We start from the raw sequence: 25848 nt of genomic DNA on the forward strand, positions 1-25848 counted from the left end.
GTGGCCCCATGGTGCTGCTGATCCCCCTGATGCTGTCGCTGTTCATGGCGAACCTGGACCAGACGATCGTCTCCACCGCCCTCCCCAGCATCGGCAAGGACCTCCACGCCGGCACCGGCGTCTCCTGGATCGCGAGCGCCTATCTGCTCACCGGCTCGGTCTCCACCCTCCTCTCCGGCAAACTCGGCGACCTCTACGGCCGCAAGCGGATCCTCCAACTCTCCGTCACCGTCTTCCTGGTGGGCTCGCTGCTCAGCGGCTTCGCCGGCACCCTGTCCGTGCTGGCCTTCTCCCGTGCCCTGCAGGGCGTGGGCGGCGGCGCGATCACGTCCCTGGTCATGGCCATCACCGGTGACCTGGCGTCCCCGCGCCGGCGCGCCCGGCTCCAGGCCGCCCTGGGTGCGGTCGCGGCCGTCGCCCTCATCGCCGGTCCGCTGTGCGGCGGCGCGTTCTCCGACGGGCTTTCCTGGCGCTGGATCTTCTTCGTCAACCTGCCCATCGGCGTCCTCGCCCTCCTCGCGGTCGCCGTGAAGCTCCACCTGCCGGGCCCCGCCGCAGTCGAAGGCCGGATCGACCTCCTCGGCGCCGTGACCGTCACCACGTTCACCACCGCCGTGGTGCTCGTGACCACCTGGGGCGGGCACGAACACCCCTGGTCCTCGCCGGTCGTCCTCGGCCTGGCCGCCCTCGGCGCGGTCGCCCTGGTCTGCTACCTCGTCGTCGAGCACCGGGCGGCCGAGCCGATCACCCCGCCGCATCTGTTCCGCTCCGCCGACTTCGCCCTGGCCGCCGCCCAGTTCCTGCTCGCGTCCCTGGTGCTGATGGCGGCCATGCTGTACGTACCGATGTTCCTCCAGACCGTACAGCGCAAGTCCGCCTTCACGGCCGGGCTGTACGTCATCCCTCTGCTCCTCGGCCTGGTCGCCGCCGCGGTGCTCTCCGGGCTCCTCATCACCCGCACCGGTCGCTACAAGGCGTACCCCGTCGCCGGCGCGATCCTCGTCGCGGCCTCCATGGCGGTGCTGGGCCGTGCCGACGAAGGCACCGGCGCGGTCGCCCTGATCGTCCCGCTGGCCGTCGCGGGCATCGGCCTCGGCTTCTTCGTCCAGGTCTGCCTCCTCGTCGGCCAATACGCCGTGGGCCAGGACCACATCGGTACCGCAACCGGCGTGCTGAACTTCTTCCGCTCCCTCGGCGGAGCATTCGGCGCCGCGCTGTTCGGCGCGATCCTCACGGCCGGCACGCATGGGAGCATCGCGGCGTTCCAAGCCGTCTTTTCCTGGACCATCCCCTTCATGGCGCTGGCCCTCGCACTCGCCCTCCTGATCAGGGAACATCCCCTGCCCGACGCCGTGGAGCCCGCGAGGATCGGCCGCTCGGCCTGAGGCCATCGTGTTGGATGACTTCCGACCTGCTTTGGTGATCAACTATGAAGCAACGGAAGGAAGATCCTCCATGCCCACCAAGACATTGCAGATCCCCACACCGGACGGCCAGGCCGACGCCTTCGCCGCCTTCCCCGACGACGGCGAGCAGCACCCCGGGGTGCTGCTGTACATGGACGCCTTCGGCCTGCGGCCCGTGCTGGAGGAGATGGCCCGCGAGCTGGCCGGGCACGGGTACTACGTGCTCGTGCCCAACGTCCTCTACCGGAACGGGCCGGCGCCGGTGGTCGAGCTTCCCGAGCACATCGGGGAAGAGGCCCGGCCCGCGGTCTTCGCCAAGCTGATGCCCTTGATCAAGGAGCACACCACCGAGCGTGCCCTGAGCGACGCCGACGCTTACCTCGAGTTCCTCACCGCTCAGCCCGAGGTCGGCGCCGGGCCGGTCGCGGCGATCGGCTACTGCATGGGCGCGCCCTTGGCGGTGCGCACCGCGACGGCGCACCCCGACCGGGTGGCCGCCGTCGCCGGATTCCACCCCGGCTTCCTGGTCACCGACGCGCCGGACAGCCCGCACCGCCTCGTCCCCCGGCTCACCGCCGAGGTCCACCTCGGCCTCGCCGAAGGCGACATGTCGCCCGAGACACTCGCCGAGTTCAACCGGGCCCTGGACGCCGCGGGTGTCGACTACACCACCGAGGTCTACCCCGGCACCGTCCACGGCTTCACCATGTCCGACACCGAGGCCTTCGACCCCGCCGCACTCCAGCACCACTGGGACCGCCTGCTCCCCCTCCTCGGCCGCACTCTGACCAACAGCTGAGGCGCCGGCCCCCGCCGCTCTCCCTCAAGAGCGGCGGGGAGTCACAGCCGTCATTTCGCGGAACCGAACAGGAACGTGAGTCCGACGATCAGGCCGCCGTACGCCAGAACCGCGAGCAGTACGTAGAAGAGCAACAGCCAGCCGGTCACGATGGCCAGCAGCGCCAGGCCGCGGTCGCGACCGCCCAGACGCTTGCTCCGGAACCGACCGAGGTGTCCGGCCGGGATGGCGACGGCACCGAACACGAACGTGAAGAACGTGTAGTACTGGGCGTACAGCAGCCAGAGCATCGGTGTCGCGAAGATCGCGACGATCAGGCCGACACCACAGGCAGCCGACCAGAAGGCGATCCGGGCAGGAGTGTTGCGTGCCCCGGCTGTCGGCGCGGCCGTCTGCTGAGTACTGCTGGTCATGATGGATGTCCCCGTCAGGTTCGGTCGCTTGGTTCCCGGTCAGCCGGTTCCGGCCGACCCGGATGCCCACACCACAGGCACAGGTGTCCTGTCGCACCGAACCTTGAGCAGTCTCATGGAAGTCCGAGCACCCGTTACGCCGCAGGTCGGAGGGATGACGGTCACCGATCGGCGGGGCACTCCGGCCTTCAGTAGATCATGGGCACGGTGAGCAGGCAGGCAACGCACAGCTCGCCCCGCCGGACCCCGCCGCTCTCCCTCAAGAGCGGCGGGGAGTCGTACAGCGGCTACCGGCGGAGCCGCTTCGCCGCCACCTCCTCGAAGCGCCGCCGCTCCTCCGGGGTTTCCGGACAAAGCCCCGGAACCACCCGCGGCGCGCCGTCCGCGTCGATGGCCACGAACGTCAGCCGGGCGGTGGCCACTTGGGCCGTGGGGCCGGAGGAGTTCCAGCGTTCGGCCGTGACGTCGACGCCCACGGCCATGGACGTGCGGCCCGCCCACTCCACGCGGGCCCGTACGGAGAGCAGGTCCCCGGCGCGTACGGGTGCGAGGAAGGACATGGCGTCCACGGAGACGGTGACGGCGGGGCAGCCCGCGTGGCGGCCCGCCGCGGCCGCTGCGGCGTCGTCGACGAGGCGCATCACGGCGCCACCGTGCACCGTGCCGTACAGATTGGTGTCGTGCTCGCTCATGATGTGGGCAAGGGTGACGGACGAGTCGGCCGGGACCTTGTCGATGGGCGGTGCTTCCACGGTGGCTCCTCAGCCGGAGTGCGGCAGGGTCGAGCGGACCTGCCGGGCCGCGGTGACCAGGTTCTCCAGCGCCGGCCCCGCTTCCTCCGGGGACCTCGTCTTCAGGCCGCAGTCGGGGTTCACCCACAGCCGTTCCGCCGGTACGGCCCGCAGCGCGTGCCGCAGCAGCGCAGCGACCTCCTCGACGGAGGGGACGCGCGGCGAGTGGATGTCGTAGACCCCCGGGCCCGCCTCGCGCGGATAGCCGGCGGTGGCGAGTTCGTCCGCGACGGCCATCCGGGAGCGCGCCGCCTCCAGGCTGATGACGTCCGCGTCCAGCGCCTCGATGCCGGGCAGGATCTCGCCGAACTCGGCGTAGCACATGTGCGTGTGGATCTGGGTGTCCGCGCGGACCCCGCTCGTCGCCAGGCGGAACGCCTCGGTCGCCCACTCCAGATAACCGGGCCGGGCGGGCGCGCGCAGCGGCAGCAGCTCGCGCAGGGCGGGTTCGTCCACCTGGATCACGGCGGTGCCCGCCGCCTCCAGGTCCGCGACCTCGTCGCGCAGCGCGAGCGCGACTTGGCGGGCGGTCTCGGCGAGCGGCTGGTCGTCCCGGACGAAGGACCAGGACAGCATGGTGACGGGGCCGGTGAGCATGCCCTTCACGGGGCGCCGGGTCAACGACTGGGCGTAGCCCGTCCATTCGACGGTCATGGGCGCGGGCCGCGAGACGTCACCGGCGAGGATCGGCGGGCGGACGTAGCGCGTGCCGTAGGACTGCACCCAGCCGTGCCGGGTGGCGAGGTAGCCGTTCAGCCGCTCGGCGAAGTGCTGGACCATGTCGTTGCGTTCGGGTTCGCCGTGCACCAGCACGTCGAGGCCCGCCTTCTCCTGGAAGGCGATCACCTCGCGGATCTCCGCGGCGATCCGCTCGCGGTAGCCGTCGGCGGTCAGCTTCCCGGCGCGCAGCTCGGCCCGCGCGCGGCGCAGCTCGGCGGTCTGCGGGAAGGAGCCGATGGTGGTGGTCGGCAGCGGCGGCAGGCCGAGCCGGGCGCGCTGGGCGGCGGTCCGCTCCGCGTACGGCTGCGGTCGGCGCGCGTCCGCGGCGGTGACGGCGGCACAGCGCTCCCGTACGGCCGCGTCGCGGGTCAGCGCCGAGCCCGCGCGGGCCGTGAGGGCGGCCCGGTTGGCGGCGAGCTGCGGTGCCACCGCCTCGCGGCCCTCGCTCAGCGCCCTTGCCAGGGTGGCGACTTCGGCGGTCTTCTGCCGGGCGAAGGACAGCCAGCGGGCGACCTGCGGGTCGAGGTCGCGTTCCGCGGCGACGTCGAGCGGCACGTGCAGCAGGGAGCAGGACGGCGCCACGTCGAGCCGTTCGACCAGGCCGAGCAGGGTGGCCAGGGTGGACAGGGCCCGCTCCAGGTCGGCGGCCCAGACGTTGCGGCCGTCGACGACGCCCGCGATCAGCCGCTTGCCGGGCAGCCCGCCGAGGGCGGCGAGCGCGTCGAGGTTGGCGGCCGCGGGCCCGGTGAAGTCCATCGCGAGCCCCTCGACGGGGGACTGTGCGAGCACGGGCAGGGCGTCGCCGAGCCGGTCGAAGTAGGAGGCGACCAGCAGCTTCGGCCGGTCGGTCGCGGCGCCGAGCTCGCGGTAGGCGCGGGCGGTGGCGCCGAGCACCGACCGGGGCCGGTCCTGCACGAGCACGGGCTCGTCGAGCTGCACCCAGTCCGCCCCCGCCGCCCGCAGGTCCGCGAGCAGCGACGCGTACACCGGCAGCAGCCGGTCCAGGAGCGTCAGCGGCTCGAAGTCCGCCCCGGCGCCGGGCGCGGGCTTGGCCAGCAGCAGGAAGCTGACCGGCCCCAGCAGCACGGGCCGGGCCGTGAAGCCCGCCTCTCGCGCCTCACGGAACTCGGTGACCTGCTTGCGGGAATCCGGGGCGAACACAGCGTCCGGCCCCAACTCGGGTACGAGATAGTGGTAATTGGTGTCGAACCACTTCGTCATCTCCAGCGGCGGCACCTGTGCCGTGCCGCGGGCCATGGCGAAGTAGACGTCCAGCTCGGTGCCGGCCGCCGCCCGGTGCCGCTCCGGCACCGCGCCGACCGCCCAGGCCGTGTCCAGGACGTGGTCGTAGAGCGAGAAGTCGCCGGTGGCCACCTCGGTGATGCCCGCCTCGCGCAGCTCCTCGCGGGCCGCGGCCCGCAGCGCGGCGGCGGTTTCCAGCAGCTGACCGGCGTCCAGGTGGCCGGCCCAATAGCTCTCGGTGGCCTTCTTCAGCTCGCGGCGCGGCCCTTGCCGCGGATAGCCGTGCAGGGTGGGGCGTACGCGTGCGACATGCGTCTGCTTCACGGAACTCTCCTCCGGAGTTCGGTGGGTCCGTACCCCGTGCGGGTGTACGGGCAGTGGCAGGTCTTCGGACTCGTGGGCGCGCTCCGGTCCCTCGTCGAAGGGCCGGGCACCTACTGGCGGTCGCTTCCCGGACGTCGTCCAGTGCTCATGACCGCGGTCGTTCCCACTCACCGCTGCGGGGCAGTTCCGGATTCGCACCGGATTCCCTCTTGCGACGCTCCCGCCTGGCGGACGGGGCGAACCAGCTGCACCGGCCAGCATAGTCACAGGAGTTGCGGGCCGGGCGTACTCTGTGATCATGGCCATTCGCACTGCCGTACGGCGCGTGGTGTCGCTCGTCCCCTCGCTCACCGAGGCCGTGGCCGTCACCGCGCCCGGGCTGCTCGTCGGCGCCACCGACTGGTGCGACCACCCCGCCGGGCTCGACGTGACCCGGATCGGTGGCACCAAGAACCCCGACGTGGCCCGGATCGCCGCCCTCGCGCCCGACCTCGTCCTCGCCAACGAGGAGGAGAACCGCGCCCCCGACCTCGCCGCGCTGCGTGCGGCGGGCCTGCGGGTGCTGGTCACCGAAGTGCGCACCCTGGAGCAGGCGTTCGGGGAGCTGGAGCGGGTGCTGGTGGAGGGGTGCGGGCTGGAGCGGCCCGGGTGGCTGGCGGAGGCCGAGGACGCGTGGCGGGAGGTGCGGCCGACGGGCCCGGCCGTGCGGGCGGTGGTGCCGGTGTGGCGGCGGCCGTGGATGGTCCTGGGCCGGGACACCTTCGCGGGGGACGTCCTCGCCCGGCTCGGTGTCGCCCATACGCACGCGGGGCACGCGGAGCGCTATCCCCGCGTGCCCCTCGACGAGCTGACCTCGTGCGGCGCCGAACTGGTCGTCCTGCCCGACGAGCCGTACCGCTTCACCGCGGACGACGGCCCGGAGGCGTTCCCCGGGCTGCCGTCCGCGCTCGTCAGCGGCCGTCACCTCACGTGGTACGGGCCTTCGCTGACGCAGGCGCCCCGGGTGCTGGCCGCGGCGCTGCGAGCAGCCGGCCGCTGACCAGGCCGCGCAGGGTGCACACGGCGGCGACCAGCCAGGCCGCGACGAGCAGCGCGTAGAGCCCGTAGGCCAGGCCGTTGAAGGCGTGCAGACCGGTGTGGCGGGCGAGCCCGGCGGCGCCGGTGACGCAGGTGCCGATGGGGAAGGTGAAGGCCCACCACGTCATCGCGAAGCCCATGCCGCGCCGGAAGGCCCGCACCACCATGGCGGTGGCCAGCGCCAGCCACAGCAGCGCGAAGCCCATCACGGGGGTGCCGTAGAGCACGCCGAAGGCGGTCATCGCCTGGGTGTAGGAGGCGGCGGCGGTGCCGTGCGCGGCGTCGGCGACGTTGTTGACGGCCGTGGTCGACTGCCCGAGCGGGCCGAGGACGAGGAAGAGGGCCGGGGTCAGCGCGAGGGGCAGCGCACCGTGGTGGATCAGCCGGGCGAACACCAGCGGCAGGATGACCAGCGTGGCCAGCAGGCTCATGCCGAACAGCGCGTAGCAGCCGAGCAGCATGGCCTCCTGCCACTGGCCGTGCGGCAGGTGCGCCACCAGCGCCGGGCCGGTCGCGGCGGACACCATGGGCGCGACGACCGGGAGGAGCCAGACGGGCGAGGCGCCGTCCACCCCGATCCTGTGCCGGGTGACCATCAGGTACGGGATGCCCGCGGCCGCCGCGAGACCGATCACCGTGCCCGCCACCCAGAGGACGGCGTCGGCGGCGACGGCCGTGTCCTTGCCGATGACGTCCGAGCCCACGCCGAGCGTGACGCTGCCGACGGCCAGCAGGGCCATGGCCAGGCAGCCGTAGAACGGCGCGACCATCGGGTCGGCGAGGTGGCGGCGGGCCTGGTCGGGGTGGCGCAGCCAGTGCGCGGCGCGGGCGGTCAGCAGGGTGAGCAGCCCGAGGGCGGCCAGCGCCCACACGACCTCGTACGCGCCGCGCAGCCCGGGCGCCCGCAGCGGGAGGGCGCTGCCTGCGCCCGCGACGATGGCGGTGCCCATCACGGCGGCGTACCAGTTCGGGCCGAGGTGACGGACACCGGGCCGCGAGTGGTGACGCGTGAGGGGGGTGGGGCTGGGATGGACGAGCGTGGTCATGTCTCCACGATCGCCCGTGACGCTCCGCGCGACCAGAGGCCATCGGTCTATGAGGGCATAAGCTGGGTTTATGAGCGATCCGAGGAGTTCCGACGAGCCGAGGAGCCCGCTCGCGCACCGGGTGCCCGATCTCGGGGCGCTGGAGCTGCTGCTCGCCGTGGCCCGGCTGGGCAGCCTGGGGCGGGCGGCCCGCGAGGTGGGCATCACCCAGCCCGCCGCCAGCAGCCGGATCCGCAGCATGGAGCGCATGCTCGGCGTGGCCCTGGTCGAGCGCTCACCGCGCGGTTCCCGGCTCACCGACGCGGGGGCGCTCGTCACCGACTGGGCGCGGCGGGTCGTCGAGGCCGCCGAGGCGTTCGACGCGGGCACGCAGGCGCTGCGCGGCCGCCGGGACTCCCGGCTGCGGGTGGCCGCGAGCATGACCATCGCCGAGTATCTGCTGCCGGGCTGGCTGATCGCGCTGCGCGGGCTGCTGCCCGGTACGGCCGTCTCGCTGCTCGCCGGGAACTCCGCGGCCGTCGCGGACCGGCTGCGCGCGGGCGAGGCCGACCTCGGCTTCGTCGAGGGCCTCGACGTGCCCGCGGGGCTGGACGGCGCGGTCATCGGCCACGACCGGCTGGCCGTCGTGGTCGCCCCGGGCCACGCGTGGGCCCGCCGCCGCGCCCCGCTCTCCCCCGCGGAGCTGGCGGCCGCCCCGCTGATCCTCCGCGAGCGCGGCTCCGGCACCCGGCAGGTCCTCGACGCGGCCCTGGCGGGCCACGGCGGCCTGGCGGCCCCGCTGCTCGAACTCTCCTCGACGACGGCGGTGAAGGCGGCCGTCGTCAGCGGCGCGGGCCCCTCCGTCCTGAGCGAGCTCGCCGTGGGCGAGGAGCTCGCGGCCCGGCGGCTCGTGGAGATTCCGGTGGCGGTGCGGCTGCGGCGCGATCTGCGGGCGGTGTGGCCGATGGGGCAACGACCGACGGGCCCGGCACGTGAGTTGCTGTCGCTGACGCGGGGGTGAGCGTGCGGGTGGCTCGGGGGGGGCGTTCCCCAACCCCGCCCCTTCCCGAACCGGGGCTCCGCCCCGGGCCCCCGGCTGTCCCGCCGTTGCCGCCTGCGGCGGGAGTGCCCTGCGGGCACGTCCTCAAACTCCCCCAGCTACCGCTGGGAGGTGCCCCCACGGGCTGGAAAAACCAGCCCGTCCGGCGTGAGGACACCGCGCAAAGCGCGGCCCGGCGTACCGCGTCGCTTACGACGCCACCGGCGCCAGCTTGTCCTCCACGCCCGGGTGGGCGTCCAGCCAGCGGCGGGCGGATTCCTTCTCCTTGCCCTTGCCGCCGTTCTGGAGTTCGGCCTCCAGGGAGGCGAGCTCCTGCTCGGACATCTTGAAGTCCTTCATCCAGCCGGCGACCTTGGGGAAGTCCTTGGCGAAGTCCTTCTTGCCGATGGTGTGGATCTGCTCACCGGTGCCCCAGACGCCCTTGGGGTCCTTGAGCTTCTTCAGGTCGTACTTGGCGTACGCCCAGTGCGGCGACCACAGCGGAACCACGATCGGTTCCTTCTTGTTGTAGGCGCGGTCCAGCTCGGCGAGCATCGTGGAGGTGGTGGAGGAGACGACCTTGTACTCGCCGTCCAGTCCGTACTCCTTGAGCACCTTGTTGTTGAGGATGCCCATGTTGCCGGCGCTCGACTCGATGCCGACGACCTTGCCGCCGAACTCCCCGCCCTTGCCCTTGAGGTCGTCGATGGAGTTGACGTCCTTCATGTAGGAGGGCACGGTCAGCTCCAGCGACGTGGGCCCGTACCAGGTGCCCAGGTCGGTGAGCCGGTCGCGGTAGAGCTCCCAGTAACGCTTGTGGGTCGTGGGCAGCCAGGAGTCGAACTGCACGTCCATCTGCCCCTGGGCGAGCGCGGTGTACAGCGGCCCGGGGTCGAGCTGCTTGACGTCGGGCTTGAAGCCGCGGTCCTCCAGGATGTTCTGCCAGAGGTAGGTGGTGGCGACGGCCTCGTCCCAGGGGAAGTAGCCGAGCTTGATCCGCTTGCCCTGGCCGACGTTCTTGCCGGCGGCCACGGTCTCCTTGCCGCCGCCCCCGGTGAGGTTCATGCCGCCCGCGATCAGCGCGAGGACGACGACGCCGACGGTGGCGACCGCCGTGCCGGGGCGGTAGCGCAGGAAGGTGGCGTAGGCGGTGCCGCGGGCGGTGGCCGCGGCCTTGGCCAGGGCGCGCCGGCCGAGCGGGGAGACCCGCTCGTTGAGGGAACCGGTCATCCGGTCCAGGTAGATGGCGAGGATGACGACGGCCAGGCCGCTCTCGACGCCGCCGCCGATGTCGACCTGGGTGACGGCCGCGTACACGGCCTCGCCGAGGCCGCCCGCGCCCGCCATGCCCGCGATGACGACCATGGACAGGGCCAGCATGATGACCTGGTTGACGCCCGCCATGATGGTGGGCAGCGCCAGCGGCAGCTGGACGCGGACCAGGGTGTCGCGCGGCGTGGTGCCGAAGGCGCGCGCGGCCTCGACGAGTTCGCCGTCGACCTGGCGGATGCCCAGCTCGGTCATCCGGACGCCCGGCGGCATCGAGAAGACGACGGTGGCGATCAGACCGGGCATGGGCCCGATCGAGAAGAACATCACGCCGGGGATCAGGTAGACGAAGGCCGGCATCGTCTGCATGACGTCCAGTACGGGCCGCAGCGCGCCGCTGACGGTGCGGCTGCGCGCCGCCCAGATGCCCAGGGGCACGGCCATCGCGAGCGTGAGCACGCTGGCCACGAGGACGAGCGACAGCGTCGCCATCGCCGCGTCCCACAGGCCGAAGGAGTCGATGAGCGCGAGGCCCGCGTAGGTGACGACGGCGGCCGCCAGGCCGCGCAGCCACCAGGCGACGACGGCGAGGATGCCGGCCATCAGCAGCGGGTTGGGGGCGCCGAGCACGGCGTTCACACCGTCGTAGGCACCGGTGAGTACGGCGCTGATGGCGTCGAACAGCCAGTTGAGGTGGGTCTGGAGCCAGTTGACGGCCGACTCGACCCACTGGCCGAAGTGGATCCTAGGCACCGGCGATCACCGCTTCCTTGGGCTCGGCGGCGGTCGCTGCGGCGGGCTCGTCGCCCAGCGCGGCCAGCATGCGGTCGCGGGTGACGATCCCGGCGAGCTCGCCGCGCTCGTCGACGACGGCGACGGGGGCGCCGCTGCGGGCGAAGGGGCCGAACAGCTCGGCGACGGGCGTCGCGGCGCCGACGGTGGCGGGCGCGGCGGCGAGGACCTCGCGCGCGCTGTCGCCGCCGCCCGGCGCGACCATGATCGATCCGGCGGTGAGGACCCGGGAGCGGTCCACGTCCTGGATGAAGGAGGCGACGTAGTCGTTGGCGGGCCGCAGGAGGATGTCCTCGGCGGTGCCGTTCTGCACGATGCGGCCGTCGCGCATGACGGCGATGCGGTCGCCGAGGCGCATGGCCTCGTTGAGGTCGTGGGTGATGAAGACGATGGTCTTCTTCAGCCGCGTCTGGAGGTCGAGCAGCTGGTCCTGCATGTCGCGGCGGATCAGCGGGTCCAGCGCGCTGAAGGACTCGTCCATCAGCAGCAGGTCGGCGTCGGTGGCGAGCGCGCGGGCGAGCCCGACGCGCTGCTGCATGCCGCCGGACAGCTCGTCGGGCCAGGAGGTCTCCCAGCCCTTCAGGCCGGCGAGTTCCAGGGCCTCGGCGGCGCGCTGCTCGCGCTCCTCGCGCGGTACGCCCTGCACTTCGAGGCCGTAGCCGGCGTTCTCCAGCACGCTGCGGTGCGGGAACAGCGCGAAGTGCTGGAAGACCATGCTGATGCCGCGCGAGCGCACGGCGCGCAGCTCGCGCGGGGAGAGGGCGGTCAGGTCCTGACCGTCGTAGAGGACGCGTCCGGCGGTGGGTTCCAGCAGGCCGTTGAGCATGCGCAGCAACGTGGACTTGCCGGATCCGGACAGACCCATCACCACGAAGATCTGGCCGGCCTCGACCTCGAAGGAGGCGTCGATGACCGCGGCGGTGGTGCCGTCCGCGCGCAGCTCGTCGCGGCCCGCGCCGCCTTCGAGTCGTTTGACGGCGGCTTCGGGTCGGGTGCCGAACACTTTGTACAAGTGCTCGGCCTGGAGCCTGGACACATAAACCTCTCGGGTCGAACTCAGCGCTGCCCCGGCACTCCCCTTCGGGCCGGGACGTGGAGCGGTGCGGATTCGGTCCGCGTGCCCGCCGCGGCGCGTGTGCGCGGTGGCGGGGTCCGCTCCGGTGCCGCGCCTGCCCTCGATCATTCGGGGCAAACGGAACAGTGATCCACTTCACATGTCCGCCGGGTCCTGTCAGTGGGATGCGGCATGATCGGGGGCGTGACGCGACGCCTGATGCTCCTCGACACCGCTTCCCTGTATTTCCGTGCCTATTTCGGTGTGCCGGACACCGTGCGGGCCCCGGACGGCACCCCGGTGAACGCGGTGCGCGGCCTGCTCGACTTCATCGCCCGGCTGGTCCAGGACCACCAGCCGGACGACCTGGTGGCCTGCATGGACTTCGACTGGCGGCCGCAGTGGCGGGTCGACCTGATCCCCTCGTACAAGGCGCACCGGGTCGCGGAGGAGGTCGAGGGCGGCCCCGACGAGGAGGAGACCCCGGACACCCTCTCCCCGCAGGTGCCGGTGATCGAGAGCGTGCTGGACGCCGTCGGCATCGCCCGGATCGGCGCCGCGGGGTACGAGGCGGACGATGTGATCGGCACCCTCGCCGTCCGGGCGCCGGGCCCGGTCGACATCGTCACCGGCGACCGCGACCTCTATCAGCTGGTGGACGACCGGCGCGGGGTGCGGGTGCTGTATCCGCTCAAGGGCGTCGGCACCCTCCAGACGGTCGACGAGGCGCTGCTGCGCGAGAAGTACGGGGTGGACGGCGCCGGGTACGCCGACCTGGCGCTGCTGCGGGGCGACCCGAGCGACGGCCTGCCGGGCGTGCCGGGCATCGGCGAGAAGACAGCGGCGAAGCTGCTGACCGCCCACGGCGACCTCGCCGGGATCATGGCCGCGGCGGAGGATCCGGCGGCCAAGCTCACCCCGACGCAGCGCAAGCGACTGCTGGAGGCCCGCCCGTATCTGGCGGTGGCGCCCAAGGTGGTGCGGGTCGCCTCGGACGTCCCGCTGCCCACCTTCGACGCGGCGCTGCCTCGTGAACCGCACGACCCGATGGCGCTGGAGGCGCTCGCGGAGCAGTGGGGGCTGGGCGGTTCGCTCCAGCGACTTCTGACCGTTCTCGCCGCCTGAGCTGTTAAGTTAGGTGTGCCTTACTTAGAAGGATGCCCGTTTTCCGTGCGTCCTCGTCAGCGCGTACAGGGGAGACAGCCATGGCAGACCGTCCCGTCCGGAAGAAGCCGCAGCTCAGCCACGCCCGCGTGCTGCGCACCGAGCGGCTGACGCCGCACATGGTGCGGGTGGTCCTGGGCGGCGAGGGGCTCGCGGACTTCGGGGCCGGCGAGCACTCCGACCACTACGTCAAGCTGCTCTTCCCGGTGCCCGGTGCCGTCTATCCGGAGCCGTTCGACATGGAGGTCGTCCGCCGGGACCTGCCGCGCGAGCAGTGGCCCAGCACGCGGACGTACACCGTGCGTGCCTTCGACCGCGAGAAGCGCGAGCTGGTGATCGACTTCGTCGTCCACGGCGACGAGGGGCTGGCCGGCCCCTGGGCGGCCTCCGTGCAGCCGGGCGAGGAGATCCGCTTCCTCGGCCCCGGTGGCGGCTACTCCCCCGACCCGGCCGCCGACTGGCACCTCCTGGCCGGCGACGAGAGCGCGCTGCCCGCGATCGCCGCGTCCCTGGAGCGGATCCCCGCCGGGGTGCCCGTGCACGCCTTCGTCGAGGTCGCGGACGCCCGTGAGGTGCAGCCGCTGGAGCTGCCCGAGGGCGTCGAGGTCGTCTGGCTGCACCGCGACGGCGCTCCGGTCGGCGAGGCGCTGGTCAAGGCGGTGTGCTCGCTGGACTTCCCGCCCGGGGACGTCCAGGCGTTCGTCCACGGCGAGGCGGGCTTCGTGAAGGAGCTCCGGCGCTTCCTGCGGGTGGAGCGCGAGGTGCCGCGCGAGCGGCTGTCTATATCCGGTTACTGGCGCCGCGGCCACGACGAGGACGGCTGGCAGGCGTCCAAGCGGGAGTGGAACCAGCAGGTGGAGCGCGAACAGGACGGCGCCCCGGCCGCCTGACCCCTGCGGGTCGAACGGCCCTGGATATCCTCGCCCCATGACGACCCGTGGCCGCATGGCCCTCACGAGCGCGGCCGCGGCCGCGCTCGTTCTCATAGCCGCCCCCGGCGCCTTCGCCGACCCGTCCTGGACGGTCACCGGCCAGCAGCCCACGCAGCGGGGCCGCGAGGCCACGTTCACCGTGACGGTGGACGACGGCACGCTCGACGACAACAACGGCTATGTGACGCTGGAATCCCCCGCCTTCGCCAAGACGGTCAAGATCAAGGCGAAGCGCTTCCGGGAGGGCAAGGACGCCAGGCACTACGCCATGGCCGCGGCCATGGTGCTGTGCGACATCACTCCCGGTACGTATCCGGTGGCCCTCAAGGACCACGGCGAGGGCAAGGCGGTCCGGACCGTCGAGCTGACCGTGGTGCCCGAGATGGACCCCGGCAACCGTGACTTCTGCGCGGGGCCGAAGAGTTACGAGGACGCGGTCGACAAGACGAGCGAGGCCGCGCTCCAGGACGACGAGGACTCCGACTCCTCCGGGATGAGCACCGGCGCTCTCGTCGCCGTGAGCGTGGGCAGCGCCGTGGTGGCGGCGGCTTTGACGGCGCTGGGGACGTATGCGCTGGTGCGGCGGCGCTCGCGCTTGGCGAAGCGGGAGGATCCGGACGGCTCCTGGTGACCCACCGGGGCTTCGCCCCGGACCCCGGTCGGGTGCGGCCCGGCGGGCTTGTTCCCCAGCCCCGCCCCTTCCCGAAACCGGGGAGACCCCGGACCCCCTGAAGCGGCTGCGCCGCTTGTCCTCAAACGCCGGACGGGCTGAATGTCAGCCCACCGACGAGTACGCCACCACACCCCGCAGCAAACCATCAACCGCCTTGCGCGCGTTGCGCGCGACAGGGCTGCCCTGCGGTGCCGCCGCAGCGATCTGGCCGAGGACGTCGATCAGCTGCTTGCACCAGCGGACGAAGTCGCCCGCCGGCATCTCGATGTCGCGGAGCACCTCGTCCAGGCCGTGGCCCTGCGCCCAGCGGTACGCGGCCCAGGCGAAGCCCAGGTCCGGTTCGCGCTGGCCGACGCCCTCGGCCTGGTTGATGCGGTGTGCCTCCTCCAGCGCGTCCAGCCGGCCCCAGATGCGGATCATCTCGCCGAGCGCGGCCTGTGCCGGGCCCGCGGGCAGCTTCGGCGGCGCCGCGTCGTCAGCCATCCGCGCCTCGTAGACCAGCGCCGACGCGCACGCCGCGAGCTCCGCGGGACCCAGGTCGTCCCAGACGCCGTCGCGCAGGCACTCGGAGGCCAGCAGGTCCAGCTCGCCGTAGAGCCGGGCCAGCCGCCGGCCGTCCTCGGTCACCTCGTCGGCGCGCAGATAGCCGAGGTCGGTCAGGAGCGCGCAGATGCGGTCGAAGGTGCGGGCGATGGTGTTCGTCCGGCCCTCGATGCGCCGCTCCAGCTGGCGGGTGTCCCGCAGCAGCCGGTGGTAGCGCTCGGCCCAGCGGGCGTGGTCCTCGCGCTCGTCGCAGCCGTGGCAGGGGTGCGCGCGGATGGCCGTGCGCAGCCGGGTGATCTCGGTGTCGTCGGCGGCCGCGGCCCGCTGCTTGCGGTGCCGGTCGGGCACGATGTGCCCGGCCTTGGTGCGCAGCGCCGAGGCGAGGTCACGCCGCGACTGCGGGCTGCGGGCGTTGAAGGACTTGGGGATGCGCATCCGCTCCAAGGCCTCGACGGGCACCGGGAAGTCGATCGGCGCCAGCCGCTTGACCTGCCGCTCCGCGGTGAGCACCAGCGGGCGGGGCCCGTCGTAGGGGTCGGGGCCGCGGTGCCGGTCGGTGCGGCCCGCGGGCAGGCCGGGGTCGAGGACCAGGGCGAGACCTGCGTACTTCCCGGTGGGCACGTGGATGACGTCGCCGGGCTTGAGCCGCTCCAGCGCCGCGGCGGCGGCCGCCCGGCGCTGCGTCGCGCCCTGCTTGGCCAGCTCGGTCTCGCGGTCCTTGAGCTCGCGGCGCAGCCGCGCGTACTCCTCGAAGTCGCCGAGGTGGCAGTTGACGGCCTCGCGGTAGCCCGCGAGACCCTCCTCGTTCTTCTGCACCTGGCGGGAGATGCCGACGACCGACTTGTCCGCCTGGAACTGCGCGAAGGAGGTCTCCAGGAGCTCCCGCGAGCGGTGCCTGCCGAACTGCGAGACGAGGTTGACCGCCATGTTGTACGACGGCTTGAAGCTGGACCGCAGCGGATACGTACGGGTGCCGGCCAGGCCGGCGAGCGCGCCGGGGTCCATGGCCCGCTGCCACAGGACGACCGCGTGCCCCTCGACGTCGATGCCGCGCCGGCCCGCGCGGCCGGTCAGCTGGGTGTACTCACCGGGGGTGATGTCGGCGTGCTGCTCGCCGTTCCACTTGACGAGCTTCTCCAGGACGACCGAGCGGGCGGGCATGTTGATGCCCAGCGCGAGGGTCTCGGTGGCGAAGACGGCCTTGACCAGGCCCTTGACGAAGAGCTCCTCCACCACCTCCTTGAATGTGGGCAGCATTCCGGCGTGGTGCGCGGCGATGCCCCGCTCCAGGCCCTCCAGCCACTCGAAGTAGCCCAGGACGTGGAGGTCCTCGTCGGGGATCGAGGCGGTGCGCTCCTCGACGATCTCCCGGACCCTGGCGCGCGCCTCGGTGTCGTTGAGCCGCAGCCCGGCGTACATGCACTGCTGCACGGCGGCCTCGCAGCCGGCCCGGCTGAAGATGAAGGTGATGGCGGGCAGCAGGCCCTCGGCGTCGAGCCGCTCGATGACCTCGACGCGGCTGGGGGTCCAGATGCGGCTGCGCTGGCGGCGCTCGCGCTCGCGGTCGGCCTCGCGGAGGTTCCCGCGGCGCCGGTCGCGGCCGCCGAAGGGGCGGCTGTTCTCCATCCGGGCCAGGCGCACCAGGTCGGGGTTGACCTCGCGGCGCCCGGTGCCCGGGGTGCCCCCGGGGCCGTTCTTCTCCTCGAAGAGGTCGTACATCCGCCGCCCGGCGAGCACGTGCTGCCACAGCGGCACGGGCCGGTGCTCGGAGACGATCACTTCGGTGTCACCGCGGACGGTGTCCAGCCAGTCGCCGAACTCCTCGGCGTTGGAGACCGTGGCCGACAGGGACACCAGCGTCACCGAGTCCGGCAGGTGGATGATGACCTCCTCCCAGACGGCGCCGCGGAAGCGGTCGGAGAGGTAGTGCACCTCGTCCATGACGACATAGCCGAGGCCGTCCAGGGCCTGGGAGCCCGCGTAGAGCATGTTGCGCAGCACTTCGGTGGTCATGACGAGCACCGGGGCGTCGGCGTTGACGCTGTTGTCGCCGGTCAGCAGGCCGACCTTGGCGGCGCCGTAGCGCTTGACGAGGTCGCTGTACTTCTGGTTGGAGAGCGCCTTGATCGGCGTGGTGTAGAAGCACTTGCGGCCCTGGGTGAGGGCCAGGTGGACGGCGAACTCGCCCACGATGGTCTTGCCCGAGCCGGTCGGGGCCGCGACCAGCACGCCCTTCCCCGCTTCCAGGGCCTTGCACGCCTCTATCTGGAAGGGGTCGAGCTCGAATTCGTACATCTCGCGGAAAGGGGCGAGCGCGGTGGCCTGCTCGGCGGCGCGCACCCGGGACAGGGCGTAGCGCTCAGCAGGGGACATGTCGTCGGTCATCTTGTGTACGAGCCTACCGGGGACCCCTGACAGCCACCCGATCTTTATCGAGCGCCGCTGATACGGGCTCCGAGGAGGCGGACGGCGCCGCGCACCGTGGTGGCGGTGAGCGGCAGCGGGCCCAGCGGCTCGCCGTCGGCGTACCCGGTGGTGCCGGGCGCCTCCAGGGTCACCTTGGCCGCGCGGTGGACGGTGACCTCGGGGTGGCCGAGGTGGGTGCCCTTGTAGACCTTGGGGAAGACGGTCAGGAGCGTGGAGCGGCTGCACGGGCCGACGACCGTGATGTCGAAGAGCCCGTCGTCCAGCCGCGCGCCGGCGCAGATGCGCATCCCGCCGCCGTAGGAGCCGCCGTTGCCGACCGCGACGAGCGTCGCGTCGACCTGCCGCGCGGGCCCGTCGTCGAGGGTGATCCGGTAGGGGACGGGGCGCAGGGCGGCGAGTTCCGCGAGGAGCGCGACGTCGTAGCGCAGGCGTCCGGTGGGGAACCGCAGCCGGTTGCCGCGGTCGTTGACGCGGGAGTCGAAGCCGGAGGCGAGGACGGTGCCGAACCAGGTGTCCCCGGCGCGCCCGAGGTCCACGGGGACGCCGCCGTCCCCCTTGAGGGAGTCGGCGATGGCCCGGGCGGCGGCGGCCGGGTCGCGTACAGGCAGGCCGGCCGCGCGGGCGAAGTCGTTGCCGGTGCCGACGGCGACGACGCCGAGCGGGGTGGCGGTCCCGGCGACCGCCTGGAGCGCGAGGGAGCAGATTCCGTCGCCGCCGACGGCTATCAGCGCCCCGGTGCCCCCGGCGACCGCGGCCCGGGCCCGGGTCAGGGCGTCGGCGGCGTCCTCGCCCAGCACCGTGCGGACGGAGAACCCGGCGTCGCGGAGCACCCGGGCCGCGGGCTGGGTGGCCCTGGCGCCTCGCCCGCGTCCCGCCGTGGGGTTCACGAAAAGGGTGATGTCGCTGGTCACCCGCCGGACCCTATCGGGTCGGGGTGCGCCGAGGGGCGGCCGCTGGGTCAGCGGCCGCCCCTCGGGTGCGTGCGTCTGTCGTGCCCGGTGCGGGACGTCAGGTGACGTCGTCGTAGCCGTTGCGGCGGACGGGCTCCGAGTGCGCCGGCAGCGAGGGCATCGCCTCGGAGTCGCCGAGGGGCTGCGGGGTCAGGTCCAGCGGCGCGGCCTCGTCGTCGTCGAGGAGCGCGTCGGGGTTCCTGCGGGCCCGGCGCTTGTCGTTGAGGATCGCGAATCCGACGGCACCGAAGTAGAGGATGCTGATCGGGATGGCGAGGACGCACATGCCGAACGGGTCGGTGCTGGGGGTCGCGACGGCGCCGAAGACGAAGGTGCCCATGACGACACCGCGCCACCACTTCAGCATGGTCCTGCCCGTGACCAGGCCGACCAGGTTCATCATGACCAGGATCAGCGGCAGTTCGAAGGAGAGGCCGAAGACGAGGATCATCCGGACGGTGAAGTCCAGGATGTCGTTCAGTCCGAGTGTGTTGGCCGCGGTCTCCGGGGTGACGCTGAGCAGCACCCTCATGCTGGCGGGCATGATCAGGTAGGCCAGGTAGGCACCGGCGACGAAGAGCGGTGCGGCGGTCGCCACGAAGGCGATCGTGTACTTCTTCTCGTTCTTGTGCAGGCCGGGCGCGAGGAACGCCCACAGCTGGTAGAGCCAGACCGGGGAGGAGATGGTGACGCCCGCGAGCAGGCACACCTTCACCACGGTCGTGAACGGCGACGCCAGGGTGTTGAACGTCAGCACCGCGCAGTTGCCGCCATGGCTCTGGGCCAGGTCGCGGCCGGGGCACTTGGGCACAGGACTGGACAGGAAGTCCATGATCTGCTTGTTGTAGAACGCGGCGACGATGGCCACCACGACGATGGCCAGCACCGCCTTCGCCAGGCGGTTGCGCAGTTCACGCAGGTGGTCCGCGAGTGGCATCCGCCCCTCGGGGTCCTTCTCCTTCTTGCGGGCAGGCTTGGGCAACCCACGTCCCTATCTCGTGCGGCAGACGGTCGCCACGGGCGGCCGTCCCAGTCGTCCCTGGATCAGTGCTGCGTCGTACGGTCGCTGGGCTCGCTCACCGGGCGGGCGCTGACGTCGCCGGGTGCGGCCTTGATCGTACGGGGGGCCTGGGTGTCGGCGGGCGGGTCGGCGGGGGCGGAGGCGTTGTCCTGGCCCTCCGACCGCATCGCCTTGGCCTCGCTCTTGAGGATCCGGGCGGACTTGCCGAGGGAGCGCGCCATGTCCGGGAGCTTCTTCGCACCGAACAGCAGGACAACGACGACGAGGATGAGGATGATCTCGGGGGCGCCGAGCCTTCCGAACATATGCGTTTACCTTCTCACCGAAGCGGCATGGGGGTGGGTACTGCCGACCGATCGGACATTTGTCCACCAGCGGTACGGCAGCGATCGTAACGCGCAGGGGTAAACGCTGGGCAATCCCCGCACGTACGCCCGGTTGCGACCCTCCGCCTCGTCAGCAGGGTCACCCGAAACAGCGTACCGCCAGCTTCCGGGCCACAGGAGGGCCCTGCGGCCGACCCTGTCACTGTGGCATCGCGGTCACGCTTCCGCCCGGTCCGGTCAGTCCTGCCGGAAGGTGTGCGCCGCGTGGCCGGCCAGCGGGGTCGCCGCCCGTTCGAGATCCTCGGCGGCGCGGGTGATCCGGACCGAGCTCTCGGACACCTGCCGGGCCAGGCGCCGCACCTCGACGAGAACCTTGGCGGCGAGCACGCCGAGCACGGCGATGCCGCAGAAGGCGAGGGCGATGGCGAGCATGGGCCAGAACATGGGAGCGAGCCTATCGGGGGTGTACGGAATGGCCGAAAATGACGGTCGCGGCGGGGCCGCACAGGGGGTCACACCGAAGAGTGCAACCGGAGCGTACGCACTCCGCCACCCGTGAGCAGCTCGATGATCCGCTCCCCCGCCGGCTTGCGGACGGCGGCGCCGCAGTCGGGGCAGGTGAAGGAGTAGAAGGTCGTACGGTGGCTCGCGCCGATCGCCAGCCGCAGCGCTTCGGCGGCCAGCTCGAAGCGCCCCCGGCAGTCGGGGCAGGCCGCTCTGAACATCGCGGCCACAGCCCTTCCGGCCTCCCGAACGTCCCCGCCCATGCGTCCCGCCCCTCTCCCCGAAGCCACCGTGGTCACTCGCCGTACACCGCGAGGGCCTCGCGGGCCGCGTCGCGGGCACTCTCCGCCAGCTCCGGCGGGGTGACGATCCGCCCGTCGCGGCCGAGCCGCAACGCCAGCCGGCGCAGCGACGCGGGGTCGGGGGTGCGCAGCGTGATCCGCAGGCCGCCCTCGGGCAGCTCCTCGGCGCTGTCGTGCGGGTAGTACTCGGCGACCCAGCGGCCGCCCGGCCCGACCTCGATGACGACCTCCGGGTCCTCGGCCGCCGGCTGCACCAGGCCCTCGGAGAGGTCGCGCAGCTCCACGGGCGGCGGGTCGGACGGCTCGTCGAGGATCCTGATCTCGGCCACCCGGTCGAGGCGGAACGTGCGCCGCGCCTCCGACAGCCGGCACCACGCCTCCATATAGGTGTGGCCCACGGCGAACAGCCGGATCGGGTCGACCTCGCGCTCGGTGAGCTCGTCCCGCGCGGGAGAGTAGTAGCGCAGCCAGACCCTGCGGCGCCCTGCGATGGCCCGGTCGACATCGGCGAAGACGCCGCCCTCGGACTCGAAGGTGACCGAGAGACGGGAGCTGGCGCCAGCCGCCTCGCCCGCCGCGGCCTCGATCTTGGCGGTGGCGCGCACCAGCGCCTGCCGGTCGCCCTCGCGCAGACCGGGCAGGGTCGCGACGGCGCGCGCGGCCACCAGCAGCGCGGTGGCCTCGTCGGCGGCGAGCCGCAGCGGCTCGCCCGTGCTCGTGCCGGAGGCGTCCGGGTTGTGCCACCAGATGCGGTCGCCGTCGGTGTCGATGTCGAGGAGGTCACCGCCGCGGAAGCTGGTGCCGCACATCGGCAGCACGTCGAGGTCGCCGATCAGCTCGTCCTCGGTGATCCCGAAGGCGCGCGCGACATCGGCGACCCGGGCGCCGGGGCGCTCCCTCAGGTAGGTGACCAGCGACAGCATCCGCCGGGTCTGGTCAATGGCGTTTCCGGCCATAAGAAGTCGGTCCCGTTCCCTTTCCTGCCTCAGCCCTTGGCCACGGCACGCAACCGGTCGAGCACGTCGGCCCGCAGCTCGGCGGGTTCCAGCACGATCACATCCGGGCCGAACTCGACCAGCCAGGCGTCCAGCCCGTGGCCGTACGGAATCTCCAGCTCGTCCCAGCCGTCGCCCAGGTCCAGGGCGGAGAGCGCCCGGGCGCGCAGCGGATAGCCGTGGCCCGCCCGCACCTTGATCCGGGCGGTGCCGGTCGCGGTCTCGCCCGCCCAGCTCTCGACCGTCCCGCGGACCGTCACGTGGTCGGGCACGGGGGCGGTGAAGGGGATGCCGCGCGAGCGCACCCGGCCGGTGATCCGGGAGAGCCGGAAGACCCGCTCGGCGCCCCGGTCGCGGTCCCAGCCCGCCAGATACCAGTGGCCGCGCCAGCACTCCAGGGTCCAGGGCTCGACGTGCCGCTGCTCGGGGTGCGCGGCGTTCGCCTTGCGGTAGTCGAAGACGACGGGGCGGCGGTCGCGGGCGGCGAGCATCAGCGGTTCGAAGGCGGCCTCGTGGACGGGGATGCGCGGTTCGAGCGCCATGTGGCCCTCGTACGGATCCTCCGCGAGCGGCATCCCCGCGGCGCGCAGCTTCTGGAGCGCGCCGCTGGCGGCACCGGCGAGGCGGGCCTGCTGCCAGACCTTGGCGGCCAGGCCCAGGGCGGCGGCCTCCTCGACGTCGAGGGTGACGGGAGGGAGCCGGTTGCTGTCGCGGCGGGCGAGGTAGCCGGTCTCGCCGTCGACGCTCTCCACGGTCTCGATGATCAGCCCGAGCTCGCGGAGGTCGTCCTTGTCGCGCTCGAACATGCGGTTGAAGGCGTCATCGCCGCCGTTGCCGGTGCCGTCGCCGCCCGGGGCCGCGGTCCGCCCGGGACCGGAGCCCGTACCGTGGCCCGGCCCGAAGGCCTCCAGGTAGGCCTCGATCGAGGCCCGCAGCTCCCGCTTGCTGAGCGGGCGGCGCGTGCCCAGCAGGCACAGCGCCAGGTTCATCAGCCGCTCGGCCTTGGCAATCGCCATCGACGCCCTCTCTGCTTGTGCTCTCAACCGTTGACCGTACCGCCCAGCGGTCGTACGACAAAAGCCGAGGGCCCATGCCCCCAAGGAGCATGGGCCCTCGGCCCGCCGACGGGTCGGCGTCAGACCGCGATCAGGTCACAGACGAAGATCAGCGTCTCGCCCGGGGCGATCACGCCGCCACCGGCGCCGCGGTCGCCGTAGGCGAGGTGGGCGGGGATGACCAGCTTGCGGCGGCCACCGACCTTCATGCCCTGGATGCCCTGGTCCCAGCCCTGGATGACCTGGCCGGCGCCCAGCTTGAACTCCAGCGGGTTGCCGCGGTTCCAGCTGGCGTCGAACTCCTCGCCGGTGGAGAACGCCACGCCCACGTAGTGGACCTTGACGAAGTCGCCGGCCTTGGCGACCTTGCCGTCGCCCTCCCAGACCTCGGTGATCTCCAGGTCGGTCGGGACCGGGCCTTCGGGGAAGTCGATCTCAGGCTTGTCGATGCTCACGAGGGTGCTCCTACGGATGAATCGTGCAGACAACCGGGCAAGTCTGGCAGATGCCGACCGGAGGTCAGACCTTGCCCACGATGTCCACGACGAAGACGAGGGTGTTCTTGTCGAGGCCGCTCTGCGCCTGGCCCTCGTAACCCAGCTTCGGCGGGATGACCAGCTCGACGCGGTCGCCGACGTGCTTGCCGACCAGGCCCTTGTCCCAGCCCTGGACGACCGAGCCGGTGCCGATCTGGAAGGCGATGGCGCCACCGTGGTCCCAGGAGGAGTCGAACTTCTTGCCGTCCTCCCACTTCACGCCGGTGTACTGGGCGATCAGGCCGTCACCGGCCTTGATCTCCGGGCCGCTGCCCTTGATCAGCAGCTGCTGCTTGAGGTCGGTCGGCGCCTTCTCGTCCTTGGGGATGGTGATCTCCGCGGCCTTCTGCGACGGGGCCTTCACCTCGGGCATGCCCGCATCCGGCTTGGCCTGCTCGCCCTTGGCCTCGCTCTTCGGGTCGACCTTCTGCGTCCCGACGATGTCGATGACCCACACCAGGCCGTCCTCCGGGGTGACCCCGGCCTGCGGGTTGAGCTCCTCGCCGACCAGCGCCTTGGCGGTGCCCTCGACCTCGATCCGGCTGCCGGCCTTCTTGCCGACGACCTCGTCCAGCACCTTCGTGGGCAGCTCGCGGCCCGGCTGGCCGGTCTGCGCCACCGCCTGGCGGCGCGGGCCCTTCTCGGCGCCGCCGGTCGGCGACATCCAGCTGCTGACGAGCGGCTTGTCCGCCTTCATCGCCTGCCCGACATAGTCGAGCCGGACGAACGCGCCCTTCTCCACCGTGTCGCCCTTGCCCTCGATCAGGGTCTTCGTGGCGACCTTGTCACCGGCCTTGGCATCCTTCGGTGCGGAGATGTCGGGCTTGTCCCCGAACTTCCCCTCCACCTTGACCTTGGAGTCGGACGAGCCGCCGCCGCTGTCGGACCCGCACGCCGCGGCAGTGAACAGCAGGACAGGCACGGCCAACGCCGCAGCGAGGCGACGCGTGTTCTTCGTGAGGTTCATCAGTCCAACTCGGGCTAGGGGGGTCTGGGCAGTGCCCGCCACTCTACGGCCTGAGCCACCTGGATCAACCGCTGCCCGACACGGCAACGCGCCGGGAGGGACCCCCGGCGCGCGCCCACCCGAACGACGGAACACCTACATCCCGGCGATCAGCTTCTCCACCCGGTCGTCCACCGAACGGAACGGGTCCTTGCACAACACCGTGCGCTGCGCCTGGTCATTGAGCTTCAGATGCACCCAGTCGACGGTGAAGTCACGGCGCTGCTCCTGGGCCCGCCGGATGAAGTCACCGCGCAGCCGGGCGCGCGTGGTCTGCGGGGGCACCGACTTGCCCTCGAAGATCTTCAGGTCGTTGCACACCCGGGCGGCCTGGCCGCGCTTCTCCAGGAGGTAGTAGAGCCCGCGGCGGCGGTGGATGTCGTGGTACGCCAGATCTATCTGGGCGATCCGCGGGTGCGACATGGTGATGTTGTTCTTCGCGCGGTAGCGCTCGATGAGGCGGTACTTCATCACCCAGTCGATCTCGGTGTCGATCCGGTCGAGGTCCTCGTCGCGGATCGCCTCCAGGGTGCGGCCCCACAGCTCCAGGACCCGCTCGACCGTGCCCGTGCGGATGCCGCGGCGCTCGCAGAAGTCGACGGCCTTCTCGTAGTACTCCTGCTGGACCTCCAGGGCGGACGCCTCGCGGCCGCTGGCCAGCCGCACCTTGCGACGGCCGGTGATGTCGTGGCTGACCTCGCGGATCGCCCGGATCGGGTTCTCCAGGGTGAGGTCGCGCATCACCGTCCCCGCCTCGATCATCCGCAGGACGAGATCGGTGGCGCCGACCTTCAGCAGCATGGTCGTCTCGGACATGTTCGAGTCGCCGACGATCACATGGAGGCGGCGGTAGCGCTCCGCGTCCGCGTGCGGCTCGTCCCGGGTGTTGATGATCGGGCGGGATCTCGTCGTCGCGGAGCTGACGCCCTCCCAGATGTGCTCCGCGCGCTGGCTCACGCAGTAGACCGCGCCCCGCGGGGTCTGGAGCACCTTCCCCGCGCCGCACAGCAGCTGCCGCGTGACGAGGAAGGGGATGAGGATGTCCGCGAGCCGGGAGAACTCCCCGTGCCGGGCCACGAGATAGTTCTCGTGACAGCCGTAGGAGTTCCCGGCCGAGTCGGTGTTGTTCTTGAAGAGATAGACGTCGCCCGCGATCCCCTCCTCGTGCAGGCGCCGTTCTGCATCGACGAGAAGTCCTTCGAGAATGCGCTCGCCCGCCTTGTCGTGGGTGACCAGCTCGATCACACTGTCGCACTCCGGAGTTGCGTACTCGGGGTGCGAACCCACATCCAGGTAGAGACGAGCACCGTTGCGCAGGAAGACATTGCTGCTGCGCCCCCAGGAAACGACACGGCGGAAGAGGTAGCGCGCCACTTCGTCAGGCGACAGCCGACGCTGTCCCCTGAAGGTGCACGTGACGCCGTACTCGTTCTCCAGCCCGAAAATGCGGCGGTCCATGCCTG

24 protein-coding genes and 1 riboswitch are annotated in these 25848 nt (G+C 72.1%); of the genes, 7 read left to right on the forward strand and 17 right to left on the reverse strand.

All coding sequences use genetic code 11. From position 1 onward, the window contains the following. Nucleotides 1-8 precede the first annotated feature (8 nt). Both ABD269_RS32385 and ABD269_RS32390 read left to right on the forward strand, forming a co-directional pair. On the forward strand, nucleotides 9-1385 hold the full coding sequence (locus tag ABD269_RS32385; protein ID WP_344123752.1) for an MDR family MFS transporter: 1377 nt from the start codon (nucleotides 9-11) through the stop codon (nucleotides 1383-1385). A 70-nt stretch (nucleotides 1386-1455) separates the two neighbouring features. Beyond that, entirely contained in the window at nucleotides 1456-2205 is a 750-nt protein-coding gene (locus ABD269_RS32390) for a dienelactone hydrolase family protein (protein WP_344123755.1), read from the forward strand. Between the two features lie 50 nt (nucleotides 2206-2255). Here the strand turns inward: ABD269_RS32390 and ABD269_RS32395 are convergent, their stop codons facing one another. The 3 genes from ABD269_RS32395 to metE form a co-directional block, all read right to left on the reverse strand. Continuing rightward, a complete protein-coding gene (locus ABD269_RS32395; RefSeq protein WP_301888674.1) occupies nucleotides 2256-2618 on the reverse strand; it encodes a hypothetical protein in 363 nt (120 codons plus the stop codon). Between the two features lie 287 nt (nucleotides 2619-2905). After that, the gene (locus ABD269_RS32400; protein ID WP_425573029.1) at nucleotides 2906-3370 is read right to left on the reverse strand and encodes an acyl-CoA thioesterase; all 465 of its coding nucleotides are present in this window, start codon (nucleotides 3368-3370) and stop codon (nucleotides 2906-2908) included. A gap of 9 nt (nucleotides 3371-3379) precedes the next feature. Then, nucleotides 3380-5695, reverse strand: coding sequence for a 5-methyltetrahydropteroyltriglutamate--homocysteine S-methyltransferase (metE, locus tag ABD269_RS32405; protein WP_344123758.1), 2316 nt, complete (start codon nucleotides 5693-5695; stop codon nucleotides 3380-3382). A 38-nt stretch (nucleotides 5696-5733) separates the two neighbouring features. Beyond that, nucleotides 5734-5957: riboswitch (cobalamin riboswitch) on the reverse strand. 36 nt (nucleotides 5958-5993) lie between these two features. Here metE and ABD269_RS32410 point away from each other — a divergent pair. Further along, nucleotides 5994-6734: a helical backbone metal receptor gene (locus tag ABD269_RS32410; protein WP_344123760.1), complete on the forward strand. Its 741-nt coding sequence runs from the start codon at nucleotides 5994-5996 to the stop codon at nucleotides 6732-6734. Here ABD269_RS32410 and ABD269_RS32415 read toward each other — a convergent pair. Then, nucleotides 6661-7818 carry a TDT family transporter gene (locus ABD269_RS32415; RefSeq protein WP_344123762.1) on the reverse strand — a complete coding sequence of 386 codons (1158 nt, stop codon included), beginning with the start codon at nucleotides 7816-7818 and terminating at the stop codon, nucleotides 6661-6663. The genes ABD269_RS32410 and ABD269_RS32415 overlap by 74 nt on opposite strands. Before the next feature lie 70 nt (nucleotides 7819-7888). Here ABD269_RS32415 and ABD269_RS32420 point away from each other — a divergent pair, with 70 nt between their 5' ends. Beyond that, a complete protein-coding gene (locus tag ABD269_RS32420; RefSeq protein ID WP_344123764.1) occupies nucleotides 7889-8818 on the forward strand; it encodes a LysR family transcriptional regulator in 930 nt (309 codons plus the stop codon). Between the two features lie 228 nt (nucleotides 8819-9046). Here the strand turns inward: ABD269_RS32420 and ABD269_RS32425 are convergent, their stop codons facing one another. Then, complete coding sequence (locus ABD269_RS32425; RefSeq protein ID WP_301888665.1) at nucleotides 9047-10858, reverse strand: ABC transporter permease/substrate binding protein; 1812 nt, start codon at nucleotides 10856-10858, stop codon at nucleotides 9047-9049. Beyond that, entirely contained in the window at nucleotides 10851-11933 is a 1083-nt protein-coding gene (locus tag ABD269_RS32430; protein WP_344123767.1) for a quaternary amine ABC transporter ATP-binding protein, read from the reverse strand. The genes ABD269_RS32425 and ABD269_RS32430 overlap by 8 nt, the downstream gene beginning before the upstream one ends. 237 nt (nucleotides 11934-12170) lie before the next feature. On the opposite strand from ABD269_RS32430, the gene ABD269_RS32435 reads away from it, so the two are divergent. The 3 genes from ABD269_RS32435 (at nucleotide 12171) to ABD269_RS32445 (ending at nucleotide 14678) form a co-directional block, all read left to right on the forward strand. Then, nucleotides 12171-13076, forward strand: coding sequence for a 5'-3' exonuclease (locus tag ABD269_RS32435; protein WP_344124066.1), 906 nt, complete (start codon nucleotides 12171-12173; stop codon nucleotides 13074-13076). 80 nt (nucleotides 13077-13156) lie between these two features. Beyond that, nucleotides 13157-14005 (forward strand): siderophore-interacting protein, encoded by an 849-nt coding sequence (locus ABD269_RS32440; RefSeq protein WP_344123769.1) that lies wholly within the window; start codon nucleotides 13157-13159, stop codon nucleotides 14003-14005. Between the two features lie 37 nt (nucleotides 14006-14042). Next, nucleotides 14043-14678, forward strand: a complete 636-nt coding sequence (locus tag ABD269_RS32445; protein WP_344123771.1) for a hypothetical protein — start codon at nucleotides 14043-14045, stop codon at nucleotides 14676-14678. A gap of 144 nt (nucleotides 14679-14822) precedes the next feature. Here the strand turns inward: ABD269_RS32445 and ABD269_RS32450 are convergent, their stop codons facing one another. From ABD269_RS32450 to pafA, 11 genes are all read right to left on the reverse strand, one after another. Further along, entirely contained in the window at nucleotides 14823-17648 is a 2826-nt protein-coding gene (locus tag ABD269_RS32450; protein ID WP_344123773.1) for a DEAD/DEAH box helicase, read from the reverse strand. Nucleotides 17649-17692: 44 nt separating this feature from the next. Further along, nucleotides 17693-18601 carry a diacylglycerol kinase gene (locus ABD269_RS32455; RefSeq protein ID WP_344123775.1) on the reverse strand — a complete coding sequence of 303 codons (909 nt, stop codon included), beginning with the start codon at nucleotides 18599-18601 and terminating at the stop codon, nucleotides 17693-17695. 97 nt (nucleotides 18602-18698) lie between these two features. Beyond that, complete coding sequence (gene tatC / locus ABD269_RS32460) at nucleotides 18699-19622, reverse strand: twin-arginine translocase subunit TatC (protein ID WP_344123777.1); 924 nt, start codon at nucleotides 19620-19622, stop codon at nucleotides 18699-18701. Nucleotides 19623-19684: 62 nt separating this feature from the next. Further along, nucleotides 19685-19966, reverse strand: coding sequence for a Sec-independent protein translocase subunit TatA (tatA, locus tag ABD269_RS32465; RefSeq protein WP_301888657.1), 282 nt, complete (start codon nucleotides 19964-19966; stop codon nucleotides 19685-19687). Between the two features lie 258 nt (nucleotides 19967-20224). After that, nucleotides 20225-20431 (reverse strand): hypothetical protein, encoded by a 207-nt coding sequence (locus tag ABD269_RS32470; protein WP_116210872.1) that lies wholly within the window; start codon nucleotides 20429-20431, stop codon nucleotides 20225-20227. 68 nt (nucleotides 20432-20499) lie between these two features. Beyond that, on the reverse strand, nucleotides 20500-20754 hold the full coding sequence (locus tag ABD269_RS32475; protein ID WP_344123781.1) for a hypothetical protein: 255 nt from the start codon (nucleotides 20752-20754) through the stop codon (nucleotides 20500-20502). Between the two features lie 32 nt (nucleotides 20755-20786). Continuing rightward, the gene (locus tag ABD269_RS32480; protein ID WP_301888654.1) at nucleotides 20787-21749 is read right to left on the reverse strand and encodes a helix-turn-helix transcriptional regulator; all 963 of its coding nucleotides are present in this window, start codon (nucleotides 21747-21749) and stop codon (nucleotides 20787-20789) included. Between the two features lie 29 nt (nucleotides 21750-21778). Next, entirely contained in the window at nucleotides 21779-22804 is a 1026-nt protein-coding gene (locus ABD269_RS32485) for a helix-turn-helix transcriptional regulator (protein ID WP_344123783.1), read from the reverse strand. A 119-nt stretch (nucleotides 22805-22923) separates the two neighbouring features. Continuing rightward, nucleotides 22924-23298, reverse strand: a complete 375-nt coding sequence (locus ABD269_RS32490; RefSeq protein WP_344123785.1) for an FKBP-type peptidyl-prolyl cis-trans isomerase — start codon at nucleotides 23296-23298, stop codon at nucleotides 22924-22926. Between the two features lie 64 nt (nucleotides 23299-23362). After that, nucleotides 23363-24346 carry an FKBP-type peptidyl-prolyl cis-trans isomerase gene (locus ABD269_RS32495; protein WP_344123787.1) on the reverse strand — a complete coding sequence of 328 codons (984 nt, stop codon included), beginning with the start codon at nucleotides 24344-24346 and terminating at the stop codon, nucleotides 23363-23365. A gap of 135 nt (nucleotides 24347-24481) precedes the next feature. Then, nucleotides 24482-25843 carry a Pup--protein ligase gene (pafA, locus tag ABD269_RS32500; protein ID WP_116210878.1) on the reverse strand — a complete coding sequence of 454 codons (1362 nt, stop codon included), beginning with the start codon at nucleotides 25841-25843 and terminating at the stop codon, nucleotides 24482-24484. Nucleotides 25844-25848 lie beyond the last annotated feature (5 nt).

This window comes from Streptomyces blastmyceticus, assembly GCF_039521185.1.
Lineage (GTDB): Bacteria > Actinomycetota > Actinomycetes > Streptomycetales > Streptomycetaceae > Streptomyces > Streptomyces blastmyceticus.

Bases quoted from the DNA above. Each gene is read 5' to 3' on its own strand.
- ABD269_RS32385 (WP_344123752.1), top strand. From the start codon at position 9: ATGGTGCTGCTGATCCCCCTGATGCTGTCGCTGTTCATGGCGAACCTG.
- ABD269_RS32390 (WP_344123755.1), top strand. From the start codon at position 1,456: ATGCCCACCAAGACATTGCAGATCCCCACACCGGACGGCCAGGCCGAC.
- ABD269_RS32395 (WP_301888674.1), bottom strand. From the start codon at position 2,618: ATGACCAGCAGTACTCAGCAGACGGCCGCGCCGACAGCCGGGGCACGC.
- ABD269_RS32410 (WP_344123760.1), top strand. From the start codon at position 5,994: ATGGCCATTCGCACTGCCGTACGGCGCGTGGTGTCGCTCGTCCCCTCG.
- ABD269_RS32415 (WP_344123762.1), bottom strand. From the start codon at position 7,818: ATGACCACGCTCGTCCATCCCAGCCCCACCCCCCTCACGCGTCACCAC.
- ABD269_RS32420 (WP_344123764.1), top strand. From the start codon at position 7,889: ATGAGCGATCCGAGGAGTTCCGACGAGCCGAGGAGCCCGCTCGCGCAC.
- ABD269_RS32435 (WP_344124066.1), top strand. From the start codon at position 12,171: ATGCTCCTCGACACCGCTTCCCTGTATTTCCGTGCCTATTTCGGTGTG.
- ABD269_RS32440 (WP_344123769.1), top strand. From the start codon at position 13,157: ATGGCAGACCGTCCCGTCCGGAAGAAGCCGCAGCTCAGCCACGCCCGC.
- ABD269_RS32445 (WP_344123771.1), top strand. From the start codon at position 14,043: ATGACGACCCGTGGCCGCATGGCCCTCACGAGCGCGGCCGCGGCCGCG.
- ABD269_RS32450 (WP_344123773.1), bottom strand. From the start codon at position 17,648: ATGACCGACGACATGTCCCCTGCTGAGCGCTACGCCCTGTCCCGGGTG.
- tatA (WP_301888657.1), bottom strand. From the start codon at position 19,966: ATGTTCGGAAGGCTCGGCGCCCCCGAGATCATCCTCATCCTCGTCGTC.
- ABD269_RS32470 (WP_116210872.1), bottom strand. From the start codon at position 20,431: ATGTTCTGGCCCATGCTCGCCATCGCCCTCGCCTTCTGCGGCATCGCC.
- ABD269_RS32475 (WP_344123781.1), bottom strand. From the start codon at position 20,754: ATGGGCGGGGACGTTCGGGAGGCCGGAAGGGCTGTGGCCGCGATGTTC.
- ABD269_RS32480 (WP_301888654.1), bottom strand. From the start codon at position 21,749: ATGGCCGGAAACGCCATTGACCAGACCCGGCGGATGCTGTCGCTGGTC.
- ABD269_RS32485 (WP_344123783.1), bottom strand. From the start codon at position 22,804: ATGGCGATTGCCAAGGCCGAGCGGCTGATGAACCTGGCGCTGTGCCTG.
- ABD269_RS32495 (WP_344123787.1), bottom strand. From the start codon at position 24,346: ATGAACCTCACGAAGAACACGCGTCGCCTCGCTGCGGCGTTGGCCGTG.
- pafA (WP_116210878.1), bottom strand. From the start codon at position 25,843: ATGGACCGCCGCATTTTCGGGCTGGAGAACGAGTACGGCGTCACGTGC.